This is a genomic window from Caballeronia terrestris (assembly GCF_001544515.1).
GTDB classification, from domain to species: domain Bacteria; phylum Pseudomonadota; class Gammaproteobacteria; order Burkholderiales; family Burkholderiaceae; genus Caballeronia; species Caballeronia terrestris.
The window spans coordinates 261,639-287,803 of sequence record NZ_FCOL02000002.1 but is presented as its reverse complement, the minus strand read 5'-3'; the positions used below and the strand labels follow the sequence as shown (position 1 = coordinate 287,803).

Annotated in this window: 26 protein-coding genes; 11 read left to right on the top strand and 15 right to left on the bottom strand. The window is 63.0% G+C overall.

Annotation, left to right across the window (positions count from 1 at the left end):
* The first annotated feature begins 16 nt into the window (after nt 1-16).
* On the top strand, nt 17-1,135 hold the full coding sequence (proB, locus tag AWB67_RS03085) for a glutamate 5-kinase (RefSeq protein WP_087654821.1): 1,119 nt from the start codon (nt 17-19) through the stop codon (nt 1,133-1,135).
* Between the two features lie 52 nt (nt 1,136-1,187).
* On the opposite strand, the gene AWB67_RS03080 is transcribed toward proB, so the two are convergent.
* Both AWB67_RS03080 and AWB67_RS03075 read right to left on the bottom strand, forming a co-directional pair.
* Nucleotides 1,188-1,745 carry a CNP1-like family protein gene (locus AWB67_RS03080; protein ID WP_087654763.1) on the bottom strand — a complete coding sequence of 186 codons (558 nt, stop codon included), beginning with the start codon at nt 1,743-1,745 and terminating at the stop codon, nt 1,188-1,190.
* A 125-nt stretch (nt 1,746-1,870) separates the two neighbouring features.
* Nucleotides 1,871-2,518 (bottom strand): RNA pyrophosphohydrolase, encoded by a 648-nt coding sequence (locus AWB67_RS03075; RefSeq protein WP_087654762.1) that lies wholly within the window; start codon nt 2,516-2,518, stop codon nt 1,871-1,873.
* Nucleotides 2,519-2,734: 216 nt separating this feature from the next.
* On the opposite strand from AWB67_RS03075, the gene AWB67_RS03065 reads away from it, so the two are divergent.
* Both AWB67_RS03065 and AWB67_RS03060 read left to right on the top strand, forming a co-directional pair.
* Nucleotides 2,735-4,471 carry a proline--tRNA ligase gene (locus AWB67_RS03065; protein ID WP_087654760.1) on the top strand — a complete coding sequence of 579 codons (1,737 nt, stop codon included), beginning with the start codon at nt 2,735-2,737 and terminating at the stop codon, nt 4,469-4,471.
* Nucleotide 4,472: 1 nt separating this feature from the next.
* A complete protein-coding gene (locus tag AWB67_RS03060) occupies nt 4,473-5,072 on the top strand; it encodes a MarC family protein (protein WP_087654759.1) in 600 nt (199 codons plus the stop codon).
* A gap of 47 nt (nt 5,073-5,119) precedes the next feature.
* Here the strand turns inward: AWB67_RS03060 and AWB67_RS03055 are convergent, their stop codons facing one another.
* Nucleotides 5,120-5,671, bottom strand: a complete 552-nt coding sequence (locus AWB67_RS03055) for a hypoxanthine-guanine phosphoribosyltransferase (protein ID WP_087654758.1) — start codon at nt 5,669-5,671, stop codon at nt 5,120-5,122.
* A gap of 119 nt (nt 5,672-5,790) precedes the next feature.
* Nucleotides 5,791-7,158: a signal recognition particle protein gene (gene ffh / locus AWB67_RS03050; protein ID WP_087654757.1), complete on the bottom strand. Its 1,368-nt coding sequence runs from the start codon at nt 7,156-7,158 to the stop codon at nt 5,791-5,793.
* Between the two features lie 102 nt (nt 7,159-7,260).
* Here ffh and AWB67_RS03045 point away from each other — a divergent pair, with 102 nt between their 5' ends.
* From AWB67_RS03045 to AWB67_RS03030, 4 genes are all read left to right on the top strand, one after another.
* Nucleotides 7,261-8,172, top strand: a complete 912-nt coding sequence (locus AWB67_RS03045; RefSeq protein ID WP_087654756.1) for a cytochrome C assembly family protein — start codon at nt 7,261-7,263, stop codon at nt 8,170-8,172.
* Between the two features lie 30 nt (nt 8,173-8,202).
* Entirely contained in the window at nt 8,203-8,526 is a 324-nt protein-coding gene (locus tag AWB67_RS03040; RefSeq protein WP_087654755.1) for a PP0621 family protein, read from the top strand.
* Nucleotides 8,523-9,125 carry a 1,6-anhydro-N-acetylmuramyl-L-alanine amidase AmpD gene (gene ampD, locus AWB67_RS03035; RefSeq protein ID WP_087654754.1) on the top strand — a complete coding sequence of 201 codons (603 nt, stop codon included), beginning with the start codon at nt 8,523-8,525 and terminating at the stop codon, nt 9,123-9,125. Before AWB67_RS03040 ends, ampD begins: the two co-directional genes overlap by 4 nt.
* Nucleotides 9,126-9,671: 546 nt before the next feature.
* Nucleotides 9,672-12,656, top strand: coding sequence for a ribonucleoside-diphosphate reductase subunit alpha (locus AWB67_RS03030; protein WP_087654753.1), 2,985 nt, complete (start codon nt 9,672-9,674; stop codon nt 12,654-12,656).
* A 166-nt stretch (nt 12,657-12,822) separates the two neighbouring features.
* Here AWB67_RS03030 and AWB67_RS03025 read toward each other — a convergent pair whose 3' ends face one another.
* Nucleotides 12,823-14,220, bottom strand: a complete 1,398-nt coding sequence (locus AWB67_RS03025) for an MFS transporter (protein ID WP_087654752.1) — start codon at nt 14,218-14,220, stop codon at nt 12,823-12,825.
* A gap of 150 nt (nt 14,221-14,370) precedes the next feature.
* On the opposite strand from AWB67_RS03025, the gene AWB67_RS03020 reads away from it, so the two are divergent.
* The 4 genes from AWB67_RS03020 (at nt 14,371) to AWB67_RS03005 (ending at nt 17,531) form a co-directional block, all read left to right on the top strand.
* Nucleotides 14,371-14,583 (top strand): DUF3820 family protein, encoded by a 213-nt coding sequence (locus AWB67_RS03020; protein ID WP_087654751.1) that lies wholly within the window; start codon nt 14,371-14,373, stop codon nt 14,581-14,583.
* A gap of 499 nt (nt 14,584-15,082) precedes the next feature.
* A complete protein-coding gene (locus tag AWB67_RS03015) occupies nt 15,083-16,330 on the top strand; it encodes a ribonucleotide-diphosphate reductase subunit beta (protein ID WP_087654750.1) in 1,248 nt (415 codons plus the stop codon).
* A 101-nt stretch (nt 16,331-16,431) separates the two neighbouring features.
* Complete coding sequence (locus tag AWB67_RS41720) at nt 16,432-16,746, top strand: hypothetical protein (RefSeq protein ID WP_087654749.1); 315 nt, start codon at nt 16,432-16,434, stop codon at nt 16,744-16,746.
* 29 nt (nt 16,747-16,775) lie between these two features.
* Nucleotides 16,776-17,531, top strand: a complete 756-nt coding sequence (locus AWB67_RS03005; RefSeq protein ID WP_087654748.1) for a histone H1-like repetitive region-containing protein — start codon at nt 16,776-16,778, stop codon at nt 17,529-17,531.
* A 208-nt stretch (nt 17,532-17,739) separates the two neighbouring features.
* Here the strand turns inward: AWB67_RS03005 and AWB67_RS03000 are convergent, their stop codons facing one another.
* The 10 genes from AWB67_RS03000 to AWB67_RS02960 form a co-directional block, all read right to left on the bottom strand.
* A complete protein-coding gene (locus AWB67_RS03000; protein ID WP_087654747.1) occupies nt 17,740-18,216 on the bottom strand; it encodes an outer membrane lipoprotein in 477 nt (158 codons plus the stop codon).
* A gap of 16 nt (nt 18,217-18,232) precedes the next feature.
* Nucleotides 18,233-19,171: a carbohydrate kinase family protein gene (locus AWB67_RS02995; protein ID WP_087654820.1), complete on the bottom strand. Its 939-nt coding sequence runs from the start codon at nt 19,169-19,171 to the stop codon at nt 18,233-18,235.
* Nucleotides 19,172-19,314: 143 nt separating this feature from the next.
* A complete protein-coding gene (gene tpx, locus AWB67_RS02990) occupies nt 19,315-19,815 on the bottom strand; it encodes a thiol peroxidase (RefSeq protein WP_087654746.1) in 501 nt (166 codons plus the stop codon).
* Nucleotides 19,816-19,906: 91 nt separating this feature from the next.
* Nucleotides 19,907-21,391: a DUF3426 domain-containing protein gene (locus tag AWB67_RS02985; protein ID WP_087654745.1), complete on the bottom strand. Its 1,485-nt coding sequence runs from the start codon at nt 21,389-21,391 to the stop codon at nt 19,907-19,909.
* A 48-nt stretch (nt 21,392-21,439) separates the two neighbouring features.
* The gene (prmA, locus tag AWB67_RS02980) at nt 21,440-22,342 is read right to left on the bottom strand and encodes a 50S ribosomal protein L11 methyltransferase (protein ID WP_087654744.1); all 903 of its coding nucleotides are present in this window, start codon (nt 22,340-22,342) and stop codon (nt 21,440-21,442) included.
* A 6-nt stretch (nt 22,343-22,348) separates the two neighbouring features.
* On the bottom strand, nt 22,349-23,719 hold the full coding sequence (accC, locus tag AWB67_RS02975) for an acetyl-CoA carboxylase biotin carboxylase subunit (protein WP_087654743.1): 1,371 nt from the start codon (nt 23,717-23,719) through the stop codon (nt 22,349-22,351).
* Between the two features lie 177 nt (nt 23,720-23,896).
* Nucleotides 23,897-24,376, bottom strand: a complete 480-nt coding sequence (gene accB / locus AWB67_RS02970) for an acetyl-CoA carboxylase biotin carboxyl carrier protein (RefSeq protein WP_087654742.1) — start codon at nt 24,374-24,376, stop codon at nt 23,897-23,899.
* Nucleotides 24,377-24,458: 82 nt separating this feature from the next.
* Entirely contained in the window at nt 24,459-24,665 is a 207-nt protein-coding gene (locus AWB67_RS41715; RefSeq protein ID WP_125477537.1) for a hypothetical protein, read from the bottom strand.
* Between the two features lie 204 nt (nt 24,666-24,869).
* Nucleotides 24,870-25,403 carry a TlpA family protein disulfide reductase gene (locus AWB67_RS02965; RefSeq protein ID WP_087654741.1) on the bottom strand — a complete coding sequence of 178 codons (534 nt, stop codon included), beginning with the start codon at nt 25,401-25,403 and terminating at the stop codon, nt 24,870-24,872.
* 30 nt (nt 25,404-25,433) lie between these two features.
* Nucleotides 25,434-26,087: a UDP-N-acetylmuramate--alanine ligase gene (locus AWB67_RS02960; RefSeq protein ID WP_087654740.1), complete on the bottom strand. Its 654-nt coding sequence runs from the start codon at nt 26,085-26,087 to the stop codon at nt 25,434-25,436.
* Nucleotides 26,088-26,165: the final 78 nt, after the last annotated feature.

The following is a 26,165-nucleotide window of genomic DNA, read 5'->3' as shown; positions in this document are numbered from 1 at the left end:
GAGGAGAATGCGCACGATGCGTTCCGTCATCGCTGCTTCGAAGCGTTTGGTAGTGAAAGTGGGATCGAGCCTCGTCACGAACGATGGGCGCGGGCTCGACCACGCCGCGATCGCCCGCTGGGCATCGCAGATCGCGGCATTGCGCGAGCAGGGCAAGGAAGTCGTGATGGTCAGTTCGGGCGCGATCGCCGAAGGCATTCATCGGCTCGGCTGGACCAAGCGTCCACGTGAAATCGACGAATTGCAGGCGGCCGCGGCCGTCGGCCAGATGGGGCTCGCGCAGGTCTACGAGAGCAGCTTCGGCGCGCACGGAATCCGCACGGCGCAGATTCTTCTCACGCACGCCGATCTCGCCGATCGCGAGCGCTATCTGAACGCGCGCTCGACGCTCTTGACGCTGTTGCGTCTGGGCGCAGTCCCCATCATCAACGAGAACGACACCGTCATCACCGACGAGATCAAGTTCGGCGACAACGACACGCTCGGCGCGCTGGTCGCGAATCTGATCGAAGGCGACGCGCTGATCATTCTCACCGACCAGCGCGGGCTCTTCACCGCCGATCCGCGCAAGGATCCGACGGCCACGCTCGTCGAGCAGGCCGACGCCGGCACGCCGGAGCTCGAAGCAATGGCGGGCGGCGCGGGCTCGAGCCTCGGGCGCGGCGGCATGCTGACCAAGATCCTCGCCGCGAAGCGCGCCGCGCACAGCGGGGCGAACACGGTAATCGCGAGCGGGCGGGAATCGGACGTTTTGACGCGGCTTGCATCGGGCGAGATGATCGGCACGCAACTTATGGCGCGCACGGCGCGGATCGCGGCGCGCAAGCAGTGGATGGCCGATCACCTGCAGGTGCGCGGCCACGTCGTGATCGACAACGGCGCGGTCGAGAAGCTTACCGAGGGCGGCAAAAGCCTGTTGCCGATCGGCGTGATCGACGTGAAGGGCGCTTTTGCGCGCGGCGAGGTGATCGCGTGCGTGAATCCTCAGGGCCAGGAAGTCGCGCGCGGCATCACGAACTACAGCAGCTCGGAAGCGCGGCTGATTCATCGGCGGCCAAGCGCGGAAATCGAAACGGTGCTTGGCTATATGCTCGAGCCCGAACTGATCCACCGGGACAACCTCGTGCTGGTATGAAAAAAGCCCGCTGACCAAAAAAAGTCAGCGGGCTTTTTCAACCACCAAAACCTCACCGATACTGCGAAACCGCCGATCGCTTGTACTGGATCGCGTTCACGATCTGCTTGGCGTCGCCGGTCGGCAGCTTGTTCGCGCAGAAATAATCCTGATAGAGCGCCGCGTGATACGCGTTCAACTCGCCGTTCTCGATGCGTCGGTAGTCGTTCGCGACCGTGCGGTCCCAGGCGTTCTGGTCATCGTTGATGCTCGCGTAGAGGCGCCACTCGTAGTTATCACAGCGAATCCCTTCGTAATTCACGTTGCGCGCACCCGCCGGACTCGTGACCACAACCGTATATCGCACGACGCCATCCGTCCCCACTGACACCGAGGTCTTGTCGATCGAAAAATTCAGCGGCGTGTTTTGCGAGACGTTGAACGCCAGCAGATTCGACGCCTGCGGCAACGGCGGCAGGTTATCGACCTTGTTCTCGGTCCATTCCGGCTTTCTGTCGAGCAGGTAGGCGAACGCGCTGTCGTCCTGGTTGGACGGGCCCTTCGTACTGGAACAACCGGCGAGCACGGCAAGCGCTGCCGCGGATGCCGCAAATAAGGCGATGGCTTTCAATTAGGTCTTCCCGAAAACATCCGCGTGCACGAAACGCAAGCTGCTGCGCGGAAAAAAGCGGGACACGTTGCCGTGTCGCCGCTTTGAGTCGTACTGAGTGGAAAAATTTGCAAGGAAGCGTCGTGTCAGTCGTGCAGCGGACGCTGCGCGAAAACATGCACTTCCTCGATCGAGCATTCTGCCTCAACCGCGGTGCCGGCCGCGGAAACCGAGGGTGCTTCGATCGTCATCGTCTGGATGACGCGCGGGTAGCGCGGTCCATGATGTGCGACGCGCTCGCCGCGTTCGCTTCTGGCGGCGGTTCGCCGTAAGAAGCGCGACAACTCGGTGAGCGCCAGTTGATAAACGTCACGCTTGAACTCGATCACCGCATCGAGCGGGACCCAATACTCGTTCCAGCGCCAGGCATCGAACTCCGGATGATCAGTCGCACGCAGGCAGATGTCGCAATCGCGGCCTACCATTCGCAGCAGAAACCAGATCTGTTTCTGGCCACGATAATGGCCGCGCACCTCGCGCTTGATGAACTTGTCCGGCACCTCATAACGCAGCCAGTCGCGGGTTCGACCCACGACCTTGACGTGCTCCGGAAGCAAACCGGTTTCTTCGTGTAACTCCCGATACATCGCTTGCACAGGGGTTTCGCCGTACTTGATGCCCCCTTGCGGAAACTGCCAGGAATGTTCACGCAGCCGCTTACCCCAAAACACTTCGTTGCGCGCGTTCAAGAGGATGATGCCGACGTTCGGGCGAAAGCCTTCACGATCGAGCATACAACCACCTTCGAATCCTTTAAAATTGCTTTGATTATAAACAGATAACGGGCCTGGCGCACCGGCACGAACCCGAATCTGGGTACGCCTTTCGCCGAGCATTCCGGCCAGCGGCAGATTCTTCTTTCCGCGGGCCATCCCGATTTCATCCGTCTTGCACGCCTTCACGCCGCTTTTCGGCAGTCCGGCGCGCTCCGCTTTTGGAAAATTTCCTCAATGAAAGCATCACGTTTCTTCATCGGCACCCTGAAAGAAGCTCCCGCCGACGCCGAGATTGTCAGCCACAAGCTGATGATGCGCGCCGGCATGATTCGCCGCGTCGCGGGCGGTATCTACGACTACCTGCCGATCGGGCTGCGCTCGATCCGCAAGGTCGAGGCCATCGTGCGTGAAGAGATGAATCGCGCAGGCGCGCTCGAATTGCTGATGCCGGCCGTGCAGCCGGCCGAGTTGTGGCAGGAATCAGGCCGCTGGGAGCAATACGGCCCCGAACTGCTGCGCATGAAGGACCGGCACGAGCGCGATTTCGTGGTCGGGCCGACGCACGAGGAAGTCGTGACCGACATCGCGCGTCGCGAGATCAAGAGCTATCGTCAGTTGCCGGTGAACTTCTACCAGGTTCAAACGAAGTTTCGCGATGAAATCCGTCCGCGTTTCGGTGTGATGCGCGGCCGTGAATTCATCATGAAAGATGCGTATTCGTTCGACAAGGACACGGCCGGTCTCGCCGAGTCGTATCGCAAGATGTTCGACGCGTACGTGCGCATTTTCACGCGCATCGGGCTCGAATTCCGCGCGGTCGCGGCCGATAACGGCTCGATTGGCGGCAGCGGATCGCACGAATTCCACGTGATCGCCGATACGGGCGAGGACGCCATCGCGTACAACCCGGATTCCGATTACGCGGCGAACGTCGAAGCCGCCGACGCGCTGCCGCTTTCTGCGACGCGCGCCGCGCCCGCCGAGGAGCTGAAAAAGACGCCGACGCCTGGTAAGGCGAAGTGCGAGGCGGTCGCGGAATATCTGAACATTCCGCTCGAGCGCACGATCAAGTCGATCGTTCTCGCCACCGAAAACGAAGGCGCCGAACCGACCATCTGGCTCTTGATGCTGCGCGGCGATCACTCGCTCAACGGCATCAAGGCGAACAAGCAACCCGGCCTTGCCGGCTACCGGTTCGCGACCGAGCAGGAAATCGTCGATTGGTTCGGCACGCCGCCGGGCTATCTTGGCCCGGTCGGCACGAAAAAGCCGGTGAAGGTGATCGCGGACAGCACGGTCGCGAACATGAGCGACTTCGTGGTCGGCTCGAACGAGGTCGATTTCCACACGACCGGCGTGAACTGGGGCCGCGACCTGCCGGAACCGGTGGTGGCGGATATCCGCAATGTCGTCGAGGGCGATCCGTCGCCGGACGGCCGAGGGACGCTTGCGATTTGCCGTGGCATTGAGGTCGGTCACGTGTTCCAGCTCGGCACGAAGTATTCCGATTCGATGGGCGCCACTTTCCTCGACGAAAACGGCAAGCCCGCGCCGATGCAGATGGGTTGCTACGGCATCGGGGTGACGCGTGTGCTGGGCGCCGCGATCGAACAGAATTTCGACGACAAGGGCATCATCTGGCCGGAAGCGATTGCGCCGTTCGAAGTCGTCCTGTGCCCGATGGGCTACGACCGGAGCGACGCCGTGCGCGAGCAGGCCGACAAGCTTTACGCGACGCTGCAGGAAGCCGGCATCGACGTGATCCTCGACGATCGCGGCGAGCGGCCGGGCGTCATGTTCGCCGACTGGGAACTGATCGGCGTGCCGCATCGGCTTGTGATCGGCGACCGTGGCCTGAAGGAAGGCAAGCTCGAATATCAGGGGCGCCGCGACACCGAAGCCACGCTGCTCCCGGTGGATGACGCGGCGGGCGTGGTGATCGAGAAGGTGCGCGCGGCCCTGGCCAAGTAACGTGCAATACAACTTCCTGTCGGCGACCGTCCTGCTGATCCTGATCACCGATCCGCTCGGCAACATTCCGATCTTCATCAACGCGCTGCGCGGGGTGGCGGCCGAGCGGCGGCGCATCGTGATCCTGCGGGAAATCGCGATCGCGTTCGGCATCTTGCTGCTCTTCATGCTGGTCGGCGACCGGTTTTTGCGCGCGATGAGTCTCACCGACTTGTCGCTCCGGATCGGCGGCGGGATCGTGTTGTTTTTGATCGCGCTGCGGATGATCTTCCCGCATCCAGACGGCCCGATGGGTGGCGATTCGCGCGGCGGTGAGCCGCTGATCGTGCCGCTCGCGATTCCTGCGCTCGCGGGTCCGTCGGCGCTGGCGACGGTGATGCTGCTGACGTCGCAGGCGCCGGGGAAGATGATGGAGTGGATCGGCGCGCTGACGGTCACGATGATCGTCTGCGCGATCGTGCTGATGCTCGCCGAGAAGATACAGCACTGGCTGGGCGAGCGGGCGGTCACCGCGTTCGAGCGGCTGATGGGGCTGGTGCTGGTCGCGATATCGGTCGAGATGATCTTGACCGGGATACGGACCTTCGTGCATCAGTTGTAAAAAAAGCGGCCGCGGCCGCTTTTTTTATTGCGTGACTAGAAGCGCGATCAAGCGCCTTCGGTCAGCGCGCGAATGGTCGGCAGGTTGCGCCAGTAGCCCTTCGCGTCCATCCCGCAGCCGAACACGTAGCGGTCCGGCACTTCGAATCCGCAAAAGTCCGGGCGCAGCGGCTTCGCCTTCGGAATGATCTTCTCGCACAGCACCGCCGACAGGAACTGTTTCGCGCCCATCGCCATGATGCGGTCGCGGATCGCGGCCATCGTTTCGCCTTCGTCGAGGATGTCGTCGAGCACGAGCACCACGCGATCCTTCACCGATTCCGCCGGCGCCACGCGCCATTGCATCTCGCTGCCGCCCTTGATCGCGTTGCGATAGCGCGTCAGGTGGATGTAATCGAACTCGAGCGGGAAATCGAGATGCGGCAGCAGCATGCCGGTGAAGACCGCCGCGCCGCCCATGACGGAGAGCACGAGGGGAAACTCCTCGCTCGTCGCCGCCCGGATGTCCTGCGCCATGCGCCCGATCGACGCGTTGACCTCGGCCACCGAAACGATCTCTTCGGAGTGGCTGAAAATGTGGAGAGCTTCTTCGCGATTCATAAGGGAAACGGCGCGGTGGCGTGAATACTTAGTGTGGGAAAAAACGGCGGCGAGCGCCTTATGATAAACCCGCGCTTGCCGCAGCTTGTCGGCGAGGCGCGGGTTCCGAAAAACGCTGCTTAACGCATGCCCGGCATCATGCCTTTCATGCCGCGCATCATCTTTTGCAGATTGCCGCCCTTCAGCTTCTTCATCATGCCGCGCATCTGCTCGTACTGATTGAGCATCCGGTTGACGTCCTGCACATGCACGCCCGCGCCCGCCGCGATCCGGCGCTTGCGCGCGGCCTTGATCAGTTCGGGCTTCGCGCGCTCCTGGATCGTCATCGAATTGATGATGCCTTCCATGCGGCGCATCTGCTTCTCGGCGACGCCCATGTCGGCGCCTTGCGCGGCCTGCTGGAATTGCGCGGGCAGCTTGTCCATCAGCGACGAGAGGCCGCCCATTTTCTTCATCTGCGAAAGCTGCGCCTTGAAGTCGTTCAGGTCGAAGTCGCCGCCTTTCTTGACCTTGTCGGCGAGCTTTTGCGCTTCCTTCGTATCGACGCCTTTCTGCGCCTCCTCGACGAGCGCCATGATGTCGCCCATGCCGAGGATCCGGTTCGCCATCCGGTCCGGGTGGAAAACTTCGAGGCCGTCGAGCTTTTCCGCGACGCCGACGAACTTGATCGGTTTGCCCGTCACGTGACGCACGGAAAGCGCCGCACCGCCGCGCGAGTCGCCGTCGAGCTTGGTCAAGACGACGCCGGTAAGCGGCAGCGCGTCGTTGAACGCCTTCGCGGTGTTGACGGCGTCCTGGCCGAGCATCGCATCGACGACGAAGAGCGTTTCAGCCGGTTTCAGCAGCGCATGCAACTCGCTGATCTCGTTCATCATCGCTTCGTCGATGCCGAGACGGCCCGCCGTATCGACGATCAGCACGTCGTTGTAGTGGCGTTTCGCCCAGTCGACGGCCGCGCGCGCGATATCCGCCGGCTTCTGGTTCGGCTCCGACGGGAAGAAGTCCGCGCCAACCTGCTCGGTCACCGTTTTCAACTGCTGAATCGCGGCGGGGCGGTAGACGTCGACGGACACCGTCAGCACTTTCTTCTTGTGCTTTTCGCGCAGAAGTTTGGCGAGCTTGCCGGTGGTCGTGGTTTTGCCGGCGCCTTGCAGGCCGGCCATCAGGATCACGGCCGGCGGCGCGACGGCGAGATTGAGCTCGGCGGCCTTGCCTTCGTAATCGCCGCCGATCACGGCCGTGAGCTCGCGCTGCACGACGGCGACGAGCGCCTGTCCCGGCGACAAGCTGGAGATGACTTCCTCGCCGAGCGCCTTTTCCTTCACCTTCGCGATGAATTCGCGCACGACCGGCAGCGCGACGTCCGCCTCCAGCAACGCGAGGCGCACTTCGCGCAGCATTTCCTGCGTGTTAGCCTCGGTGAGCCGGGCCTCGCCGCGCAGCGTCTTGACGACGCGCGCCATCCGTTGAGTCAGATTGTCGAGCATGGGAAGCGGTAGAGAGTGCGGCCTCGTCGTGGCGCCCGGTCCCGCCCTTGTCGGCGGGAGGGGAAGACGTCGTGAGTTCGGGGCCTAGTGTAAACTTCGAACATGGATATTGTACTGTATGCCCTCACTGCGCTTCTCTACGGTGGCCTTGCCGTAGCGGGCTGGCGCGCGCATCGCCACACGGCCATCGGGCCCGCGCTGGCGGGCATTCCAGCGGGCGCGCCGGTGCCGAGCGCGCGGGCGTCGAAGGCGTCGGGCATGAGCGGAATCGGGCGCGCTCTATTATTTATAGCGCTGCTCGTGCACGGCGTCCTCCTGCACACCACGATCTTTCCCCAGAACGCGATGGTCTTCGGCTTCGCGTTCGCGCTCTCGGCCATGTTCTGGCTGGGCGCCGGCATCTACTGGATCGAAAGCTTTTTCTTTCCGCTCGACGGCTTGAGGCTCCTCGTGCTGCCGCTCGCGTGTCTCGCCTCGCTGATGCCGCTCGTCTTCGGCGGCGTGCGCGTGCTGCCGTATTCCGCCGCGCCGATGTTCAAGCTGCACTTTTTGATCGCCAATATCGCGTACGGCCTGTTCGCGATCGCCGCGCTCCACGCCATTCTCATGATGATGGTCGAGAAGCGTCTGCAAGGCATGCGCGGAACGGCCGTGCGTCATACGTCGAACGGCTGGCTTTCGAGCTGGCTCGACACGCTGCCGCCGCTTCTCACGCTCGAAAAACTGCTGTTCCGGCTGATCGCGGCAGGCTTCGTGCTGCTGACACTGACGCTCGTGTCGGGAATCGCCTTCAACGAACAACTCGTCGATCGCGCGTTCAAGCTCGATCACAAGACGGTGTTCGCGTTCCTTTCGTGGCTCATGTTCGGCGCGCTCCTGACCGCACGCCGCGTTTCCGGCTGGCGCGGACGTGCCGCGCTGCGCTGGGTGCTCGCTTCGTTCGTCGCGTTGCTGCTCGCTTATGTCGGCAGCCGCTTCGTGTTCGAAGTGCTGCTGCACCGCGCCGTCGTCTGAGCCGGACAGCCTACTTATATTAGTCACGCCATGCGACAAATCCTGCTTCTGATCTTCCTGTTCTTCGCGAGCCAGTGGGTGTTCCGCAAGCTGCGCCGCGCCACCGAGCGCACCGCGCAAACCGGCCCGCAACCGGGCACGGGCAACAGCACGGGCACGACGGGCGGCACCTACCGCCGCAGCGGCCGTGCGTCCGGCGACGCACCGCAACTCACCGATCCGCTCGTGCGCTGCGCCCAGTGCGGCGTGCACACGCCGAGTAGCGAATCGCTCGTGGTAGCGGGCAAGCGCTTCTGCTGCTCCGATCATGCGCATCGTTACGCGGCTCGCCCGACGGGCCGCGACGCCCGATGACGCCATCGCCGCGCGCCGGAGCTCAGGCTTCGGTCGATGCAGACGGCTGGCTTGCCACCGCGACGCGCCTGCCGTCGCCGAATTTCGAGGCGCGGCCCGGCGCGATCCTGCCGACGCTGATCGTCGTGCACAACATCAGCCTGCCGCCCGACGACTTCGGCGGCAACGCGATCCGCGATTTCTTCCAGAACACGCTCGACCACGGCGCGCATCCGTACTTCGATCAACTGCGCGGCATGCGCGTATCGGCGCATTTCGTGATTCGCCGCGACGGCGCGATCGAGCAATACGTCTCGTGCAACGAGCGCGCGTGGCACGCGGGCGTCTCGACGTTCTGCGGACGCGAGCGCTGCAATGATTTTTCGATCGGCATCGAACTGGAAGGCAGCGACCACAGCCCGTTCGAATCGGCCCAGTACGACGCGCTTGCTCCACTCGTAAGCGTGCTCGCAGCCCGCTATCCGATCGATGCGCTCGCCGGCCATTCCGACATTGCGCCCGGCCGCAAAACCGATCCCGGCCCTCACTTCGACTGGCCGCGCCTGCGACGGGCGAGCGGCCTTGCGCCGCGATTCTTCCCGTACCTCGATCACGCGTGAGGGCATTCTCGTTGCGTCGCAGCACGAGGAACGCCCGAGGCCTTGTCGTGCTTTGGCGAAGCAAAAGTCAACCCCGGCCAAGCATTCGACAGGCAAATAAATCTTTTTGAGACTTCGCCGAGGTCCACTATACTTGGTGCCTAGAGACGCAATTTGCACTACATCTTGTGTCATTCACGCGGCGCCCTTCCCAAAAGTCGGCGCCGTTGGCTTTACGGGGTAGTGATTGTTGGCGGCCGCGCGGTCATGAAATCAAACCAGAACCAGGCGCGGTCGCGAACAGAAGCGTAGCAATGGCGTCTTGCGAATCCGCCGGCAACACGGCCGGCAATACCGCGAGCACGCAGCACCGAGAAGACCACACAGTCGATGAAAGCCACCCATCGCAGAAAAGCGTCGGGCAAAAACGGCGCAGCTCGAGCGAAACCTGTTTCTCCGGCTGACCGTTTTCAGTTTCCAGAGGTCCGCACCGGTGACGCACCCGGCGCGAACTTGAACCAACCCATCGCGGACGTTCCGCACCATCGAACACCAGGAGTTTTGCACATGCAAACCACCGACAACGCCACGACCTCCTACGAAGGCGCATCCGCGCGCGCCGCGGGTGGCCAGCAACAGACGGGCGCCCAGGCGCTCGCGCCGAACACGACGCTCGCCGACTACAAAGTCATCCGTCGTAACGGGACCGTGGTGTCGTTCGAGCCGTCGAAGATCGCGATCGCCGTCACGAAGGCGTTCCTCGCTGTGAACGGCGGGCAGGGCGCGGCGTCCGCGCGCGTGCGCGAGCTCGTCGAGCAACTGACGCAAAGCGTCGTCCGCGCGATGGTGCGCAGCCGTCCGAACGGCGGCACGTTCCATATCGAAGACATTCAGGATCAGGTCGAACTGGCGCTCATGCGCGGCGGCGAGCACAACGTCGCGCGCGCCTACGTGCTGTATCGCGAGAAGCGCACGCAGGAACGGGCGCACGCGCCGGAAGTGAAGGCGAATGCGCTCGGCATCAACGTGATCGACGGCGGGATCAGCCGTCCGCTCGACCTCGATGCGCTGAAGGCACGCATCATCGAGGCGTGCGCGAACCTGGGCGATGTGGTCAACGCCGATCCGATCGTCGCGGAAACGGTGAAGAACCTGTACGACGGCGTGCCGATGAGCCAGGTCTACGACTCGGCCATCCTCGCCGCCCGCACGATGATCGAGAAGGACCCGGCGTACAGCCAGGTCACGGCGCGCATCCTGCTGCACACGATCCGTCGCGAAATTCTGGAAGAGGAAGTCCCGCAAGGCGAAATGGGCGGGCGTTACGCCGAATATTTCCCGCTCTTCATCAAGCAAGGCGTGGAAGCGGAGCTTCTCGACGACAAGCTCCTGCAGTACGACCTGAAGCGCCTGGGCGCCGCGCTCGACGCCGATCGCGACCTGCAATTCGGCTACCTCGGCCTGCAGACGCTGTATGACCGCTACTTTCTGCACACGGAAGGCAAGCGCATCGAACTGCCGCAGGCGTTCTTCATGCGCGTCGCGATGGGTCTGGCGCTCAACGAAATCGACCGCGAAGCGCGCGCGATCGAGTTCTACGGCGTGCTGTCGAGCTTCGATTTCATGTCATCGACGCCGACGCTGTTCAACTCCGGCACGCGCCGCTCGCAACTGTCGTCGTGCTACCTGACGACCGTCGCCGACGATCTCGACGGTATCTACGAAGCGCTGAAGGAGAACGCGCTGCTGTCGAAGTTCGCGGGCGGCCTTGGCAACGACTGGACGCGCGTGCGTGCGCTCGGCTCGCATATCAAGGGCACGAACGGCAAGTCGCAGGGCGTGGTGCCGTTCCTGAAAGTCGTGAACGACACGGCCGTCGCGGTCAATCAGGGCGGCAAGCGCAAGGGCGCGGTCTGCGCGTACCTGGAGACATGGCACCTGGACATCGAGGAATTCCTCGAACTGCGCAAGAACACGGGCGACGACCGTCGACGCACTCACGACATGAACACGGCGAACTGGATTCCCGACCTGTTCATGAAGCGCGTGCACGAAGGCGGCGACTGGACGCTTTTCTCGCCGGCGACCTGCCCGGACCTGCATGACCTGTTCGGCGCGGCGTTCGAGAAGGCTTACACGGCTTACGAAGAGAAAGCGGCGCGCGGCGAAATCAAGCTGTTCAAAAAGCTTCCGGCGGCGCAACTGTGGCGCAAGATGCTTGGCATGCTGTTTGAAACCGGCCATCCGTGGATCACGTTCAAGGACCCGTGCAACATCCGCTCGCCGCAGCAGCACGTGGGCGTCGTGCACTCGTCGAACCTGTGCACGGAAATCACGCTGAACACGAGCGACACGGAAATCGCCGTCTGCAACCTGGGCTCGGTGAACCTCGTCGCCCACTTGGCGAAGCAGGCCGACGGCACGCTCGCGCTCGATCACGACAAGCTCAAGCGCACCATCAGCGTGGCGATGCGCATGCTCGACAACGTGATCGATATCAATTACTACGCCGTCGCCAAAGCGCGGAATTCGAACCTGAAGCATCGTCCGGTCGGCATGGGCATCATGGGCTTCCAGGATTGCCTGCACCTGCTGCGCACGCCGTATGCGTCGCAGGAAGCGGTCGAGTTCGCCGACCGGTCGATGGAAGCGGTTTGCTACTACGCCTACTACGCGTCGACGGAACTGGCGCAGGAGCGCGGCCGGTATTCGAGCTATCGCGGCTCGCTGTGGGATCGCGGCATCCTCCCGCAGGATTCGCTGAAGCTGTTGGCCGAAGAGCGCGGCGGCTACGTCGAAGTCGACGAAAGCGAAACGATGGACTGGGCGACGCTGCGTTCGCGCATCGCCACGCACGGCATGCGCAACTCGAACTGCGTTGCGATCGCGCCGACGGCGACGATTTCGAACATCATCGGCGTTTCCGCGTGTATCGAGCCGACGTTCCAGAATTTGTATGTGAAGTCGAATCTGTCGGGCGAGTTCACGGTGGTGAACGACTATCTGGTGCACGACCTGAAGGCGCGCGGCCTGTGGGACGAAGTGATGGTCTCCGACCTGAAGTACTTCGACGGCACGCTCTCGCGCATCGACCGCATCCCGGCCGACCTCCGCGCGATCTACGCGACGGCGTTCGAACTCGACGCGAAGTGGGTCGTGGAAGCGGCGTCGCGCCGCCAGAAGTGGATCGATCAGGCTCAGTCGCTGAATATCTATATGGCGGGCGCGTCGGGCAAGAAGCTCGATGAGGTGTACAAGCTGGCGTGGCTGCGTGGTCTCAAGACGACGTACTACCTCCGCACGATGTCGGCGACGAGCGTCGAGAAGTCGACCGTCGCGCACGGTGCGCTGAATTCGGTGCCGTCGGGGGAATCGGGTAGTGGTGCATCGGGTGCCTCGGGCGCTGGCTTTGGCGGCGGCGCGGGTGTCGGCGGTGTGTCGGCGGGCGGGTTCAATGCGGCGGCAGTGGCGGCGGCTCCGGAAGCCGACGGACCCGTGTGCATGATGCGTCCGGGTGATCCGGGGTTTGACGAGTGCGAGGCGTGCCAGTAAGCGCGGAGGTAGAAAGGCGATGACCGAGCGGTTCGATCATCGTCCGCAGCAGCAACGATTCAAGACTCGGGCCGGTATCGGAATGCTTTCGATACCGGCCCGATCCGTTTACCGGTCGTGATGCGCCGCGGCAATCACGAAGCCTCAGCGGTAAACAGTCGCGCAGTCACCCCCGCGACCCCCGTGAAATCTCCGACCCGGCATCTCGCGAGAGACGAGCGGTTACCGGAATGGAGAAGAACGAGAACGCGCCGACGACGAAGAACGCCGGCCAGAAATCCGCCCAGATAATCGTCGGATGCCCGTGCATGCTTTGCGATATCTCAAGCGTAATCCCCGCAATCGTCACCCCGAGCCCGAGCGACACCTGCTGCACGAAGCTCGCGAGACTCGTCGCGCGGCCGACGTCGCGGGTCTCGATCTCCGCATAAGCCAGCGAGTTCAGGCTCGTGAATTGCAACGCCGGGAAGAACCCGCCGAGCAGCACCACCGCCCAGATGACCCAGGTCGGCGTGCCAGGAAAAAACATCCCGCACGCCGCGATCGCGATACCCGAGAGCGCCGCGTTCACCATCAGCGTCTGCCGGAAGCCAAACCGATGCAGCACCCGCGACGCCAGCGAGCGCATGAACATCCCGCCAAACGCCGACGCGCACGTGATCGACCCGGACTTGAACGCCGTCATCCCGAGCCCTTCCTGCAGCGCGAGCGGCAGCAGGAACGGCACCGCGCCGAGGCCGATGCGAAACAGCGACCCGCCGAGCACGCTCGCCTGAAACGTCGGCACGCGAAAGAAGCGCAAGTCGAGCAGCGGACGCAGCGCGCGCCGCGAGTGCAGCCAGTACACCGCGACCATCACCGCGCCGCCCGCGCACATCGCGCCTGCGATGCTGTTCGGAACGAGCTCGCCGCCCACGAGCGACAACCCGAGCAGCAGCAGCGTGCCGCCCGTCGCCGAGAGGAAGAAGCCGAACCAGTCGAGCGGACCCGGATGCTCCTCGCGCGAGTTCGCGATATAGCGGTTCGTCAGATAGATGCCCACGATCCCGATCGGAATGTTGATGAAGAAGATCAGGCGCCAGTGCAGGTACGTCGTGATGAAGCCGCCGAGCAGCGGCCCGACGGCGGGGCCGAGCATCGCCGGCACGCTCAGGTAGTTCATCGCGCGGATGAACTCCGAGCGGCGCACCGAGCGGAAGATGATGATGCGCCCGACCGGCACCATCATCGCGCCGCCGACGCCCTGCACGAAGCGCGCGAGCGTGAAGGTCGCAAGGGAATTGGAGGCCGCGCAGAGCAGCGAGCCGATGACGAAGATGCCGATCGCGGTGCGAAAGACGGTGCGGGCGCCGAAGCGGTCGGCGACCCAGCCGCAGATCGGGATGAACACGCCCAGGCCGAGCACGTAGCTGGTGACGGCGATCTTCAGCGTGACGGGGTCTCGTCCGAACGCGCGGGCCATCGCGGGAATGGCCGTCACGATGACATTCGCATCCACGCTTTCCATGAACATCGCGCACGCGACGATGAGAGGGGCAACGAAAGCTTTGATGGCGAGCGGCATGGAGAATCGAGGAACATCTCTTCGCGGCGGGAGCGGCGATTATGGCATCGATATGGAGCAGCCGCTGAGGCATGGACCACGCTCGGAGAGCGCATCGGCGATACTGCGCGGCTCATCGACACGACGCATCGACACAAAGGATCGAACGACATGGACCCGGAAGATTTGCAGCGCCTCGTCACGCAGACGATGCCTTACGGAAAGTTCAAGGGACGCGTGCTCGCTGACCTCCCTGGCAACTACCTCGCGTGGTTCGCGCGTGAGGGTTTTCCGCAGGGACAACTCGGGCGCCTGCTTGCGCTCATGCACGAGATCGATCACAACAATCTGCGCTCTCTGCTCGAGCCTTTGAGGAAGCGATGAGCGCTGCGAGGGGCTTGACGGGGCAATCCAACGTCCACTATAGCTAGTGGTGTGAGGCAAAATTGGCCCAATATCTAGTGGAATTTCAAGACCGCCGATGCTAAACTTCGGCAACGCATCGGACGCAGGAAAGCGGGTTCGCAGGCACTGAAACGAGCCATCCGATGCAACATCAACCGCCTCGCAAGAGGGTGCATCGCACGCTGCGCGATGTGCGTCATCGAAGCAACGAACGCTTCATCGTCTCGCTCTCTTCACGCACTCGAAGCAGCAACATCACGAGGCAACAAGTCGACGCTCGAAGCATGCAATGAAGCTCGATGACGACCGCTTCGATCAAGCAGCAGCACACGTCGCGAGAGGCTTCACACACGATGCGTTGAGCAAAGTGTTGTATGCAAGTAGCAACGCGAACACAAAACAGGAATTTTCATGAGCAAGCTCTTTTATCGCTCATGAAAAGATGGTACAAACCGATCTAAATTGATGGTGAGAATCTATGCTCAACTGGGATGACGAGACCACTGCCGTAGCTCCGTCGAGCGCTTCGCAACCTAACGTGTTGCGCAACGCCGCGAGTGCGGTTGCCGGCATGCAGGAAGCTTCGCGCACCGGTCATCAAGCTGCTTCACACGCCGCCCTCCACACGCCTTCGGCAAGCAACATCTTCTCCAACGATTTCGTCGCTCCCGCCGCAGCCTCCGCTGGCGCCATCGCCGCCGCGAGCGAAGCGCGCGTGAACGTCGCCGACAAGCGCATCATCAACGGCAAGACCGACGTCAATCAGCTCGTGCCGTTCAAGTACAAATGGGCGTGGGAAAAATATCTGGCGGGTTGTGCCAACCACTGGATGCCGCAGGAAGTGAACATGTCGCGAGACATCGCCCTGTGGAAAGACCCCAACGGCCTCTCCGACGACGAACGACGCATCGTGAAGCGCAACCTCGGCTTCTTCGTGACTGCCGACTCGCTCGCCGCGAACAACATCGTGCTCGGCACCTACCGCCACATCACGGCGCCCGAGTGTCGCCAGTTCCTGCTGCGCCAGGCGTTCGAAGAGGCGATCCACACGCACGCGTATCAGTACATCGTCGAGTCGCTCGGGCTCGACGAGAGCGAAATCTTCAACGCGTATCACGAGGTCGACTCGATCCGCGCGAAGGACGAGTTCCTGATTCCGTTCATCCAGACGCTCACCGATCCCGCTTTCACGACCGGCACGCTCGAAGCGGACCAGAAATTGCTGAAGTCGTTGATCGTGTTCGCTTGCGTGATGGAAGGCTTGTTCTTCTACGTCGGCTTTACGCAGATCCTCGCGCTCGGCCGGCAGAACAAGATGACGGGCGCAGCGGAGCAGTACCAGTACATCCTGCGCGACGAGTCGATGCACTGCAATTTCGGCATCGACCTGATCAACCAGATCAAGCTGGAAGAGCCGCAACTGTGGACGCCGGCATTCCGCGCGGAGATCCGCGACATTTTCAAGCAGGCAGTCGAACTCGAATATCGCTACGCTGAAGACACCATGCCGCGCGGGGTGCTCGGCCTGAACGCGTCGATGTTCAAGAGCTACCTGCGTTTCATCTGCAATCGACGTTGCCAGCAGATTGGCCTCGATCCGCTCTACCCGAACGAGGAGAACCCGTTCCCGTGGATGAGCGAGATGATCGACTTGAAGAAGGAACGCAACTTCTTCGAGACACGCGTGATTGATTATCAAACGGGCGGCGCGCTGACCTGGGAATAACAACAAGCCAGGACGTGTTGCAGACGGAAATCGATGGGATGCAGGTGCCGCCGCGACCAACGCGAGCATCTGCAGTCAAGGTTTAGGAGAACGGTCGCCTGATGCAAAGTGCGCCTCGAGGGCCAATGGCCCGACTAGAAGACAGGCGTTTTGCGAACCCTTCAGTGGGACGGGCAAACTTCCCCCCGGAAAATGCCGGCGGCTTAGCCGCCGGTTCGATCAAGCGATTGCCGGCACCGGTGTTGGGTGTCGACTCAATTTGGCGCGCGGTGCCTCGGGGCACGGCGCGCCTTGCCGTATTCATTAGCGTAAGCGGGCTCCATCAGCGTACGCCGATGAATAATCCGCTTCGTAGCGTGGGTCGTGAGAAGCCCATGCGGGAAGCGGGTTTTGACGAAGGGTGTTGTTTGAACTGACTCTCATCTGAAACCTGAAGGAGAAAATGATGGCACTTGCCAAGAAAAAACCCGCCGCCAAGAAGGCTGCAGCCAAGCCGGCCGTGAAGAAAACAGCCGCCAAGAAGGCAACCGCAGCGAAGAAGGTCGCTCCGGCGAAGAAGGTAGCCGCGAAGAAGGCGGCACCGGCCAAGAAGGTCGCAGCAAAGAAAGTAGCAGCGAAAAAAGTCGCGGTGAAGAAGGTCGCGGCGAAGAAGGCAGCTCCGGCGAAGAAAGCCGCTGCGAAGAAAGTAGCCGCCAAGAAGGCGCCGGCGAAGAAGGCCGCAGCGAAGAAGGTCGCCGCCAAGAAGGTCGCGGCGAAGAAGGCGCCGGCGAAGAAGGCCGCAGCGAAGAAGGCCCCGGCCAAGAAGGCGGCGGCGAAGAAAGCGCCTGCCAAGAAGGCCGCTGCCAAAGCCCCCGCGAAAAAGGCTCCTGCGAAGAAGGCCCCTGCGGCGAAGAAGGCTCCGGCTGCCAAGAAAGCGCCTGCTGCCAAGAAGGCGCCTGCTGCGAAGAAGGCTGCGGCTGCACCCGCAGCGCCTGCTGCTCCTGCTGCTACCAAAAGCGCAGCTCCCGTCGCAGCCAAGAAAGCTGCCGCCCCGGCTCCGAAAAAGGCGCCGGTCAAGAAGGCCGCTGCCGCGAAGAAGACCCCGGCTGCAGCTCCGGCAACCACCGCCACGACTCCGGCAGCTCCGGCTCCGGCTTCAGCGGTCAAGACGGCGTTGAACCCGGCTGCCGCATGGCCGTTCCCGACGGGCAGCCGTCCGTAAGCGACAGCAGCACGCAGCACCGCGACACACTCGATGTGTCTCACGACCGGGTAGGGCTACCCGGTCAAGACCCGCCGCCAGGGAGATCCAGCGGCGGGTTTTTTATCGGCATCGCGTGGCGTATGGACGAAAAAAAGCGCATGTGCCGTTCGGCACATGCGCGATGTTGACCCTCGCGACTAACCGGCGACGATGCCGGCCAGGCTCCTCAGTGCGTGACGCGCGTCACGCCGCCGCTAGACAGCAGACGAACGCGCTCGCCGGCCTGAAACACTTCGCCGGTCGAGGTTTGCGTGATGGCGCGCATGTCGCCGTTGTCGAGGCGCACGGTGATCTCGAGGCCGTTCTTGACTGCCGTGGTGTTCTCCACCGCGTTGCCCGCCACCGCGCCCGCCAGACCGCCGACGATACCGGTCAGAATCGACCCGCGTCCGCCGCCGAGCGCGCTGCCGGCCACCGCGCCGAGCGCGCCGCCTCCGATCGCGCCAAGGCCGCTCGGCTGCCCGTTGTTCGAGCTGATCTTCACGCCGCGCACGCTTTCGACCGTCGCCATGCGGACGGTCTCTTCACGTTGCGCCTGCGATGCAGTATAGACGTCGGGCGAACTGCTGTTGTAGGCGCAGCCCGACATGGCCACTGAGCTGACGAGCGCTACTGCCAGCACGATACGACTGATGAATTTCATTGCCTTGCTCCACTAATTACGACAGGCTGCTTCCGAAAGCCTGCTTGAAACGTTCTTCGATGTCGGTGCGCGTGGGCGCGTAAGTCTGCGGTCCCTGATGTTCGATTTTGAGTGACCCCATCAGGCTGGCAAGACGACCGGTCTTCTCCCAGCCAAGCTTGTTGTCGATACCGTACAGCAAGCCGCCCCGGAACGCGTCGCCGCAACCGGTCGGATCGACGATCTGCCGCGCCTTCACCGCCGGAATCTCCTCGATTCCTTGCTCATGATGAATTTGCGCACCGTGCTCGCCGCGCGTGACGATCAGCGCCTCGACGCGGCCTGCGATGTCCTCGATGGACCAGCCGGTCTTGTTGCTCAACAACTTGGCTTCGTAATCGTTGACCGCCACGTAAGAGGCAAGTTCAATCATGTGACGAAGCTCCACACCTTCGAGGATCGGCAGCGCCTGGCCCGGATCGAAGACGAACGGCACGCCCTTCGCGGCGAACTGGTCGGCGTGCTGGCGCATGCCGTCGGCGCCATCCGGGGCGACGATGCCGAGCGTGATGCCGGTGGTTTGATCGACGTGGTTCTGATGCGACTCCATCATCGCGCCCGGATGGAACGCGGTGATCTGGTTGTTGCCGAGATCGGTGGTGATGAAGCATTGCGCCGAGTGCTGGCCCGGCAGCACTCGCACGTATTCCTTCGAGAGACCGAGCGCGTCCAGCCGGTCGATGTAGAGCTGCGCGTCAGCGTCGCCGAGCGTCGCCATGATCTTCGCGTCGCCGCCGAGCACGTTCAGCGCATACGCGATGTTGCCCGCACAACCGCCGAAGTTGCGGCGCATCGTCGGGACCAGGAAGCTGATGTTCAGCATGTGCACCTGGTCCGGCAGGATGTGGTCGCCGAAGCGCCCCTGGAAAGTCATGATGTTGTCGTAGGCGAGCGAGCCGCAGATGAGCGTAGCCAAGGCGAACGTCCTTTGAATCGAATAGGTGAGAAAGAATTGCGCGTTTCGATGGCGCATTCATCAGGCGGCGGCAGGTTCGACCTGACGGGCGAGGTCACCGCATGATGAATGCGCGGACCGCGAACGGTCCGCGCATACGTTGCTTACTTCAGTGCAGCGAGTGCCGCGTCGTAGTTCGGCTCGTTCTTGATTTCCGGCACGAGTTCCGAATGCACGACCTTGTCGTTTTCATCGATCACGACGACCGCGCGCGCCGTCAGCCCTTTCAGCGGGCCGCTCGTCACGTCGACACCATAGGCCTTCGCAAAATCGGTGCCGCGAAACGTCGATGCCGTCACGACGTTCTCCAGGCCTTCCGTCACGCAGAAGCGCTTGGCCGCGAACGGCAGGTCGCCCGAGACGACCACGACGACCGTGTTGTCGAGCTTGCCGGCGGATTCGTTGAACTTGCGGGTCGATGTGGCGCAGGTCGGCGTGTCGAGGCTCGGCACGATGTTCAGTACCTTGCGCTTGCCGGCGAAATTCGCGAGCTTGAGGTCGCCGAGATCCGCGCCGACCAGCGTGAAATCGGCAGCCTGCTGGCCCGCCGACGGGAACGTGCCGCCGACATCGATCGGGTTGCCGCCGAGGGTGACTTGACTCATGTTGCGCTCCTGATTGCGTGTGATGTTCAGAGGAATGCGCGCGTCCGGGACCGGATGCGCGCGGGGAAAGAAAGCGAAGGGCGTGGGTTCATCACGGATAGAAAACCTGCACACGATAGTTCGCGGCCACCGCCTCGCCGGTATCGAGCCGCACGATCACCGCCTGCGTGCTGCGCGGCGCGAGGCCGGTCACGAACACCGTGCCGGGCCGCGCGTAGTCTTGCGGCCACAGCACGCGGCGAATCGCGATGTTGTTCTTGTCGTCGAGGAGTGTGAGTTCGAGCGCCGGGTACGCAAGCGCGACGTCGAACCGGTTGCGCAGCGCGAGCCGCAGTTCGAGCCGATGCGGGCCATCGACCTGGCGTAGGTTCGAGTTCTCGATCTGCAAGCCGTCGATGTCGCGCGGCGGTGTAACGGCGCAGTCGAACGCCTCGCACGCTTTCGCGTAGAGCGACTGCGCGGGTGGGAAGTACACCATCACGCTTTCGCGCTGCCACCAGAGTATTTGCAGCACGAGCGTGATCGCGAGGACGACCGCGATCACCCGGCCCGCGACGCGCCAGAACGCCGGCGAGCGCAACAGCGACGGCTTTTCGCGAAGTAGCGGGTAGGGCTCGGCTTCGCCGCTGTGTGTGCCGGCGTAGGGCGGCGCGTTGAAGCGCGGCTCGGGATCGGAGGGCCAGGGGGTGCTGGCGGGCGGTGGGGTCGTGCCTTCGGCTTCGGGCGTCGCGGATCGAGCGTGCGCGGACGGGCCGACGAACGGTTCACTGCGCGTTTCGTGTGCATCGTGTGTTTCGTGGGCTTCGTGCGCTTCGGCTTTCGCGTCGGGTTCGGCCGGATGATCCGCGAGCGGTCCGGTGCGGGCGCGTACGAAACGCCTGCCTTGGGTATCGGCTGGGGAAGTCGATGGAGCGGGGGTAGCAGCGTAGAGTCCGGCCGGTGCCTTCACCGAGGCTTCCAGCGATGGCTCGACGCGTTCGCCGATGAGCGGCTCGGCGAGCGATTCGCTCGGAGCAGGGCTCTCCTCGACACGATGCCCGAACGCCGCGAATACCGTCTTATCTTCGTCGAAGGTGTCGGCGGGCGCGGCCGATGTTGCTGACGTCGCATCCCCGTTCGCGATAAAAGATTTCGTGTGCGGCTTGCCGAAGGGGTCGAGTGCGGGTGCCTGAGCGGGGGCGGCTTGTGGTTGTTTCAGTGCGGCGGCGGCATCGTCCGAGCCTTCGTTCGAGAAGGCCGGCTCGCTTTTGGCCGGTTGCGTCGTTTCTGCGATCGGCTCGCTCGCGGGAGCCGGCGCAATGGGCTCGGTCTTTATCGCCGCGTGCTCGACGGCCGTGCCGTTTACCGTTTCCGCCTTGGTTGCTTCCGGCGAAGTCGCGACAGCAGGTTTCGCAACCGCCTGCCCAACTTCAGCAGCCTTGACACCTCCCTCCGGCGTCAACTCAAACTGATAGTGCGCGGCGTCGAAAACTTCCTGGCAATGCCCGCAGCGCACGCGGCCATCATGCGGCGCGAGCAGATGCGGATCGAGTCGGAATACGGTGTCGCAGTGAGGACAGCGGGTTGCCAGCGCCATGTTTGAGCCGCAGGCCCTGAGGGCCGGTTCGTGGACGATGGCGCTATTCTAAAGGCTTTCGCGTCGAATCCCGGCGAGGCATACCCAGCCTTCGTGTTCGCGCCAGACGCCGATGTCGATCCAGCGCGCATAGACCGCCGCGACCTCGTCGGCCTGCCGCGCGAGGATGCCCGAGAGCGCGATCCGCCCGCCCGGTTTTACCTTCGCTGCGAGCATCGACGCCATCAGTTTGAGCGGATTCGAAAGGATATTCGCAACGACGATATCGAATTCGCCGGCGGGGCAATCGGCGGGCAGGCCGTACGTGACTTCCGCGTGATTGCGCTCGCTGTTCTGGCGCGCCGACTCGACCGCCTGCGGATCGATGTCGATGCCGAACACCGGATTCGCGCCGCACTTTTTTGCGAGGATCGCGAGGATGCCGGAGCCGCAGCCGTAGTCGAGCACAGAGTGATCTTTTTGAACCGAAAGCTCCAGCCACTCCATGCAAAGCCGCGTCGTCGGATGGCTGCCGGTGCCGAACGCGAGACCCGGATCGAGTTCGAGAATCAGCGCGTCGGGATCGGGTGCGTCATGCCAGGACGGCACGACCCAGATGCGCTCGCCGATCGGAATCGGATCGAATTGCGACTGCGTGAGCCGCACCCAGTCCTGTTCCTCGACGTCGCGCACGGTGAATGCCGGCGCCTGCGCCAGGCCGATTTCGTTCGATGCCGCCGCGAGCAGCACGGCCGGATCGGCGTCTTCGGCGAGGAGTGCGACGACGCGCGAGCGCTTCCACGCGCTGCGTTCCGGTGTGAGACCGGGCTCGCCGAAGAGCGGCTGCTCGTCGGGCGTATCGGCGTCGGCGTCTTCCACCGACACCGACAGCGCGCCGACTTCCAGCAACGCGTCCGACAGCGCTTCCGCGTGCTCGCGATCCAGCTCGGCGATCAGTTCCCGGTAACTCATTTGTGCTTACGCCTCTTCAGCGGCGACGGCCGCCTGGCGCGCGGCCAGCTTGTTTTCGAGGTAATGGATGCTCGTGCCGCCCTCGACGAACTTCGCGTCGATCATCATCTCGCGATGCAGCGGGATGTTGGTCGAAATGCCCTCGACGACCATTTCCGACAGCGCGATACGCATACGGTTGATCGCCTGCTCACGGGTCGCGCCGTAGGAAATCAGCTTGCCGATCATCGAATCGTAGTTCGGCGGGACGAAATAGCCGTTGTACGCGTGCGAATCGACGCGGATGCCCGGCCCGCCCGGCGAATGCCACGACGTCAAGCGTCCCGGCGACGGCGTGAACTTGAACGGATCTTCCGCGTTGATCCGACATTCGATCGCGTGGCCGCGGAACTGAATGTCCTTCTGGCGGAACAAGAGCTTCTCGCCCGCGGCGATGCGAATCTGTTCCTGCACGATATCGACGCCGGTGATCAGCTCCGTCACGGGATGCTCGACCTGCACGCGCGTGTTCATCTCGATGAAATAGAACTCGTTGTTTTCGTACAGGAATTCGAACGTGCCCGCGCCGAGATAGCCCATCTTCCTGCACGCTTCCGCGCACCGGTCGCCGATCCGGTCGATCAGACGGCGCGGAACGCCCGGCGCCGGCGCCTCCTCGATCACCTTCTGGTGACGGCGCTGCATCGAGCAATCGCGCTCGCCGAGCCAGATCGCGTTGCGGAACGAATCCGCGAGAATCTGGATCTCGATGTGACGCGGGTTCTCAAGGAACTTCTCCATATAGACCTGCGGATTGCCGAACGCACGGCCCGCTTCCTCGCGCGTCATGTTGACCGCGTTCACGAGCGCCGCTTCCGTGTGCACGACGCGCATCCCGCGCCCGCCGCCGCCGCCCGCCGCCTTGATGATCACCGGATAACCAATCGTGCGGGCTATCTTCACGATCTCCTTCGGATCGTCGGGCAACGCGCCTTCCGAGCCCGGCACGCACGGCACGCCGGTCTTGATCATCGTCTGCTTGGCGGTGACCTTGTCGCCCATCATGCGGATCGTTTCAGGACGCGGCCCGATGAACGTGAAGCCCGACTGCTCGACGCGCTCCGCGAAATCCGCGTTCTCCGAAAGAAAGCCGTAGCCGGGGTGGATCGCTTCGGCGTCGGTGACTTCGGCCGCGCTGATGAGCGCCGGCATGTTCAGGTACGAAAGGTTCGACGGCGCCGGTCCGATGCAGACCGCTTCGTCGGCGAGCTTTACGTACTTCGCTTCCTTGTCGGCTTCCGAATAGACGATGACCGTCTTGACGCCCAGTTCGCGGCACGCGCGCTGGATGCGAAGCGCGATCTCGCCACGGTTCGCAATGAGGATTTTTTCAAACATAGCAATTATTCGACTCATCAGCGGACCGGCTGTGCGGCCCTGGAGGATCGGCGGCGCGTTGCTGCTCCGGTTGCTTCGGAGCGCTCACGCGGACGCGGCGAATGCCTGAGTTTGCCAACGCCATTGCGCCCGTTCCGATGAAGCGCGGCGCGCCGGTGCGGCATGAATTCGCCCGGCTTACTCGCCGATCACGAAAAGCGGCTGGCCGTATTCGACCGCCTGCCCGTTCTCGCACAGAATTTCCTTCACGACGCCCGACTTGTCCGACTCGATCTCGTTCAGGAGCTTCATCGCTTCGATGATGCAGATCGTCTGGCCTTCCTTCACCGTATCGCCGACCTGCACGAACGGCTCCGCACCCGGCGACGGCGCGCGGTAAAACGAGCCGACCATCGGCGAGGTCACGATGTGGCCTTCAGGTGCGGCAGCGACGGGAGCCGCGGCCGGCGCAGCGGCGGCGCCGGCATCGCTCGCGGGGCCGAACTGCGGCGCCTGCTGCGGCAGGCCTTGCGGCATGTACTGCTGGGGCGCCTGCATGTACACGGGCGCCGCGTTCTTGACGATGCGAACCTTTCCTTCGCCCTCCGTCACTTCGAGTTCCGAGATACCGGATTCCGAGACGAGGTCGATCAGCGTTTTGAGTTTACGAAGGTCCATCGAAAAATCCCCTTTCAATACTTGGAGACCGGAAGTGCTTCCGGTGCTTGACTTGATTTATGGGTGTCGCGTGGCCGGCGGGTCAACGTGCCGGTGGCAGTGCCTGTCTGAACGAGACCGCGTTCATTGCGATCTGGCCGGAACAGTGATGTTGATGCCGGAAGCACTTGCGGTTGCTGCGATGAAGCGGGGCGCGCGTGGCGGTCGCCGCTACGTGAACGGCGGCATCCGGTTCCCGGATCCCGCCCAATTTCGGATGAATGCTGCGCAGCGTCAGCGTTGAGGTCATAGTCGCTTCGGTTTGTGCGAATTGGGCGCACTTTAGCGCTCTTTAGAGAATTTTGTCTAGTTTTACAGGGCGGCGCTTAATTTGTTACCGGCACAAATTACACCATCGGCGACGCTCGTGCCCGCATGTTCTCTCAAAAATAAGCAAATGGATGCGAAATTGGCGCCTTCCGGCGCCAATTTGCGTGAGTCGCGCGAATGACTGTTACAGCGCGTCGAGCGTGTGTTTCAGCTCGGCAGGATCGACTTCGCCGAGTTTTGTCGACCGTACGACGCCTTTTGCGTCGATTACGACGGTAAATGGCAGACCGCCGGCGTCATCGCCGAAGTGGCGGGCGAGGTCGGCGCCACCGAATCCTGCGATGTACACGGGGTAGCTCACCGGCACCTTGCGCAGGAAATCGTTGATGTTTTTCTCGGTATCGACGCCCAGGCCGATGAACGTGATGCCCTTCTTCTTATATTGAGTGTGCAGCGCGGAGAGCGCGGGCATCTCTTTCACGCACGGTCCGCACCACGATGCCCAGAAGTTCACGACGATCGGTTTTCCCTTGAAGGCCGCGAGCGATTGCTGCGTGCCGTCGGCGTTTTGAAGCGTCGCGGTCCACAAATGATCGACGGCGTTCGACGACGAAGCCGCTTCGCTCGTCCCGCCCGTCATCAGGTGACCGGCGTAGAAGCCGCCAGCGGTAGCGGCGATCGCGACCACGATGGCCGCCAGAATGCGTTTCGAGTTCATGTAGATACTTGTAAGTGCGTTGCGCCGTAATCAGCCGGCAATGCCGATGGCCGGTGGCGTATCGGAGGGACCGAGCAGCGCGCGCACCGCCGACGCATTCGCGCGCGCCTGCCGTCCGCGGCCGTCGGCGCGCACGGCACCGCGCAAATCGTTGGTGTCGTAGAGCGCGATGTGGATGCCCATAGGTTCTTCCGCGCGCGTCGGCCGGTTCAGGAAGCTCAGGGTTTCGACATAGCCGCGCCCGGCGAAGTGCCGAGTCTCGGACACGTCATATTGAACATTCGCGTTCAGCAGATAAATCGCAACTTCCTTGGGGTTGTCACAGAAACATTGCAGATGGATGTCGGAATGTTCACCTGCCGTGCCGTTCAAGACAGCGCCCGTCAGATACGGACTGAACTGTTCGAGCCGCAGCATCCAGTCGAGCGCAACTTCGCGCATCCGGCGCAGCACGACGGGCTGCGTGTCGCTCTGGAAAAGGGACTGATACTCGCGAATCTCTTCTTCGATCTGGTCGTTATCCGGCAGCCATTCGCCGCCGACCTTCGTCTCGCCGACAACCTGCTTCGCCGCCTTGCGTTTCGCGGTGGAGTAGTCGAGCCCGTCTTCGGCGATCATCCGCGCAGCGGCGATCGCGATTTCCTCGCGAACGCGCTGCGGATCGAAATGAGATTTGCGAATCATCTCGGAATCATACTAGAGATCAGGGAGCCTTCCGGCTGCGGCAAACGGCCGTGCGGAAAGCCGGAGCGGCTGGCGCCC

What these genes read in the sequence shown, in the direction of transcription:
- AWB67_RS03005 (WP_087654748.1), top strand. Translation starts at nt 16,776, where the DNA reads ATGGCACTTGCCAAGAAAAAACCCGCCGCCAAGAAGGCTGCAGCCAAG.
- AWB67_RS02960 (WP_087654740.1), bottom strand. Translation starts at nt 26,087, where the DNA reads ATGATTCGCAAATCTCATTTCGATCCGCAGCGCGTTCGCGAGGAAATC.
- AWB67_RS03015 (WP_087654750.1), top strand. Translation starts at nt 15,083, where the DNA reads ATGCTCAACTGGGATGACGAGACCACTGCCGTAGCTCCGTCGAGCGCT.
- AWB67_RS03040 (WP_087654755.1), top strand. Translation starts at nt 8,203, where the DNA reads ATGCGACAAATCCTGCTTCTGATCTTCCTGTTCTTCGCGAGCCAGTGG.
- AWB67_RS41720 (WP_087654749.1), top strand. Translation starts at nt 16,432, where the DNA reads ATGCAAAGTGCGCCTCGAGGGCCAATGGCCCGACTAGAAGACAGGCGT.
- accB (WP_087654742.1), bottom strand. Translation starts at nt 24,376, where the DNA reads ATGGACCTTCGTAAACTCAAAACGCTGATCGACCTCGTCTCGGAATCC.
- ffh (WP_087654757.1), bottom strand. Translation starts at nt 7,158, where the DNA reads ATGCTCGACAATCTGACTCAACGGATGGCGCGCGTCGTCAAGACGCTG.
- AWB67_RS03000 (WP_087654747.1), bottom strand. Translation starts at nt 18,216, where the DNA reads ATGAAATTCATCAGTCGTATCGTGCTGGCAGTAGCGCTCGTCAGCTCA.
- prmA (WP_087654744.1), bottom strand. Translation starts at nt 22,342, where the DNA reads ATGAGTTACCGGGAACTGATCGCCGAGCTGGATCGCGAGCACGCGGAA.
- AWB67_RS03065 (WP_087654760.1), top strand. Translation starts at nt 2,735, where the DNA reads ATGAAAGCATCACGTTTCTTCATCGGCACCCTGAAAGAAGCTCCCGCC.
- proB (WP_087654821.1), top strand. Translation starts at nt 17, where the DNA reads ATGCGTTCCGTCATCGCTGCTTCGAAGCGTTTGGTAGTGAAAGTGGGA.
- AWB67_RS03020 (WP_087654751.1), top strand. Translation starts at nt 14,371, where the DNA reads ATGGACCCGGAAGATTTGCAGCGCCTCGTCACGCAGACGATGCCTTAC.
- AWB67_RS03075 (WP_087654762.1), bottom strand. Translation starts at nt 2,518, where the DNA reads ATGCTCGATCGTGAAGGCTTTCGCCCGAACGTCGGCATCATCCTCTTG.
- AWB67_RS03055 (WP_087654758.1), bottom strand. Translation starts at nt 5,671, where the DNA reads ATGAATCGCGAAGAAGCTCTCCACATTTTCAGCCACTCCGAAGAGATC.
- AWB67_RS03025 (WP_087654752.1), bottom strand. Translation starts at nt 14,220, where the DNA reads ATGCCGCTCGCCATCAAAGCTTTCGTTGCCCCTCTCATCGTCGCGTGC.
- AWB67_RS02965 (WP_087654741.1), bottom strand. Translation starts at nt 25,403, where the DNA reads ATGAACTCGAAACGCATTCTGGCGGCCATCGTGGTCGCGATCGCCGCT.
- AWB67_RS03045 (WP_087654756.1), top strand. Translation starts at nt 7,261, where the DNA reads ATGGATATTGTACTGTATGCCCTCACTGCGCTTCTCTACGGTGGCCTT.
- tpx (WP_087654746.1), bottom strand. Translation starts at nt 19,815, where the DNA reads ATGAGTCAAGTCACCCTCGGCGGCAACCCGATCGATGTCGGCGGCACG.
- accC (WP_087654743.1), bottom strand. Translation starts at nt 23,719, where the DNA reads ATGTTTGAAAAAATCCTCATTGCGAACCGTGGCGAGATCGCGCTTCGC.
- AWB67_RS02985 (WP_087654745.1), bottom strand. Translation starts at nt 21,391, where the DNA reads ATGGCGCTGGCAACCCGCTGTCCTCACTGCGACACCGTATTCCGACTC.
- AWB67_RS41715 (WP_125477537.1), bottom strand. Translation starts at nt 24,665, where the DNA reads ATGACCTCAACGCTGACGCTGCGCAGCATTCATCCGAAATTGGGCGGG.
- AWB67_RS03030 (WP_087654753.1), top strand. Translation starts at nt 9,672, where the DNA reads ATGCAAACCACCGACAACGCCACGACCTCCTACGAAGGCGCATCCGCG.
- ampD (WP_087654754.1), top strand. Translation starts at nt 8,523, where the DNA reads ATGACGCCATCGCCGCGCGCCGGAGCTCAGGCTTCGGTCGATGCAGAC.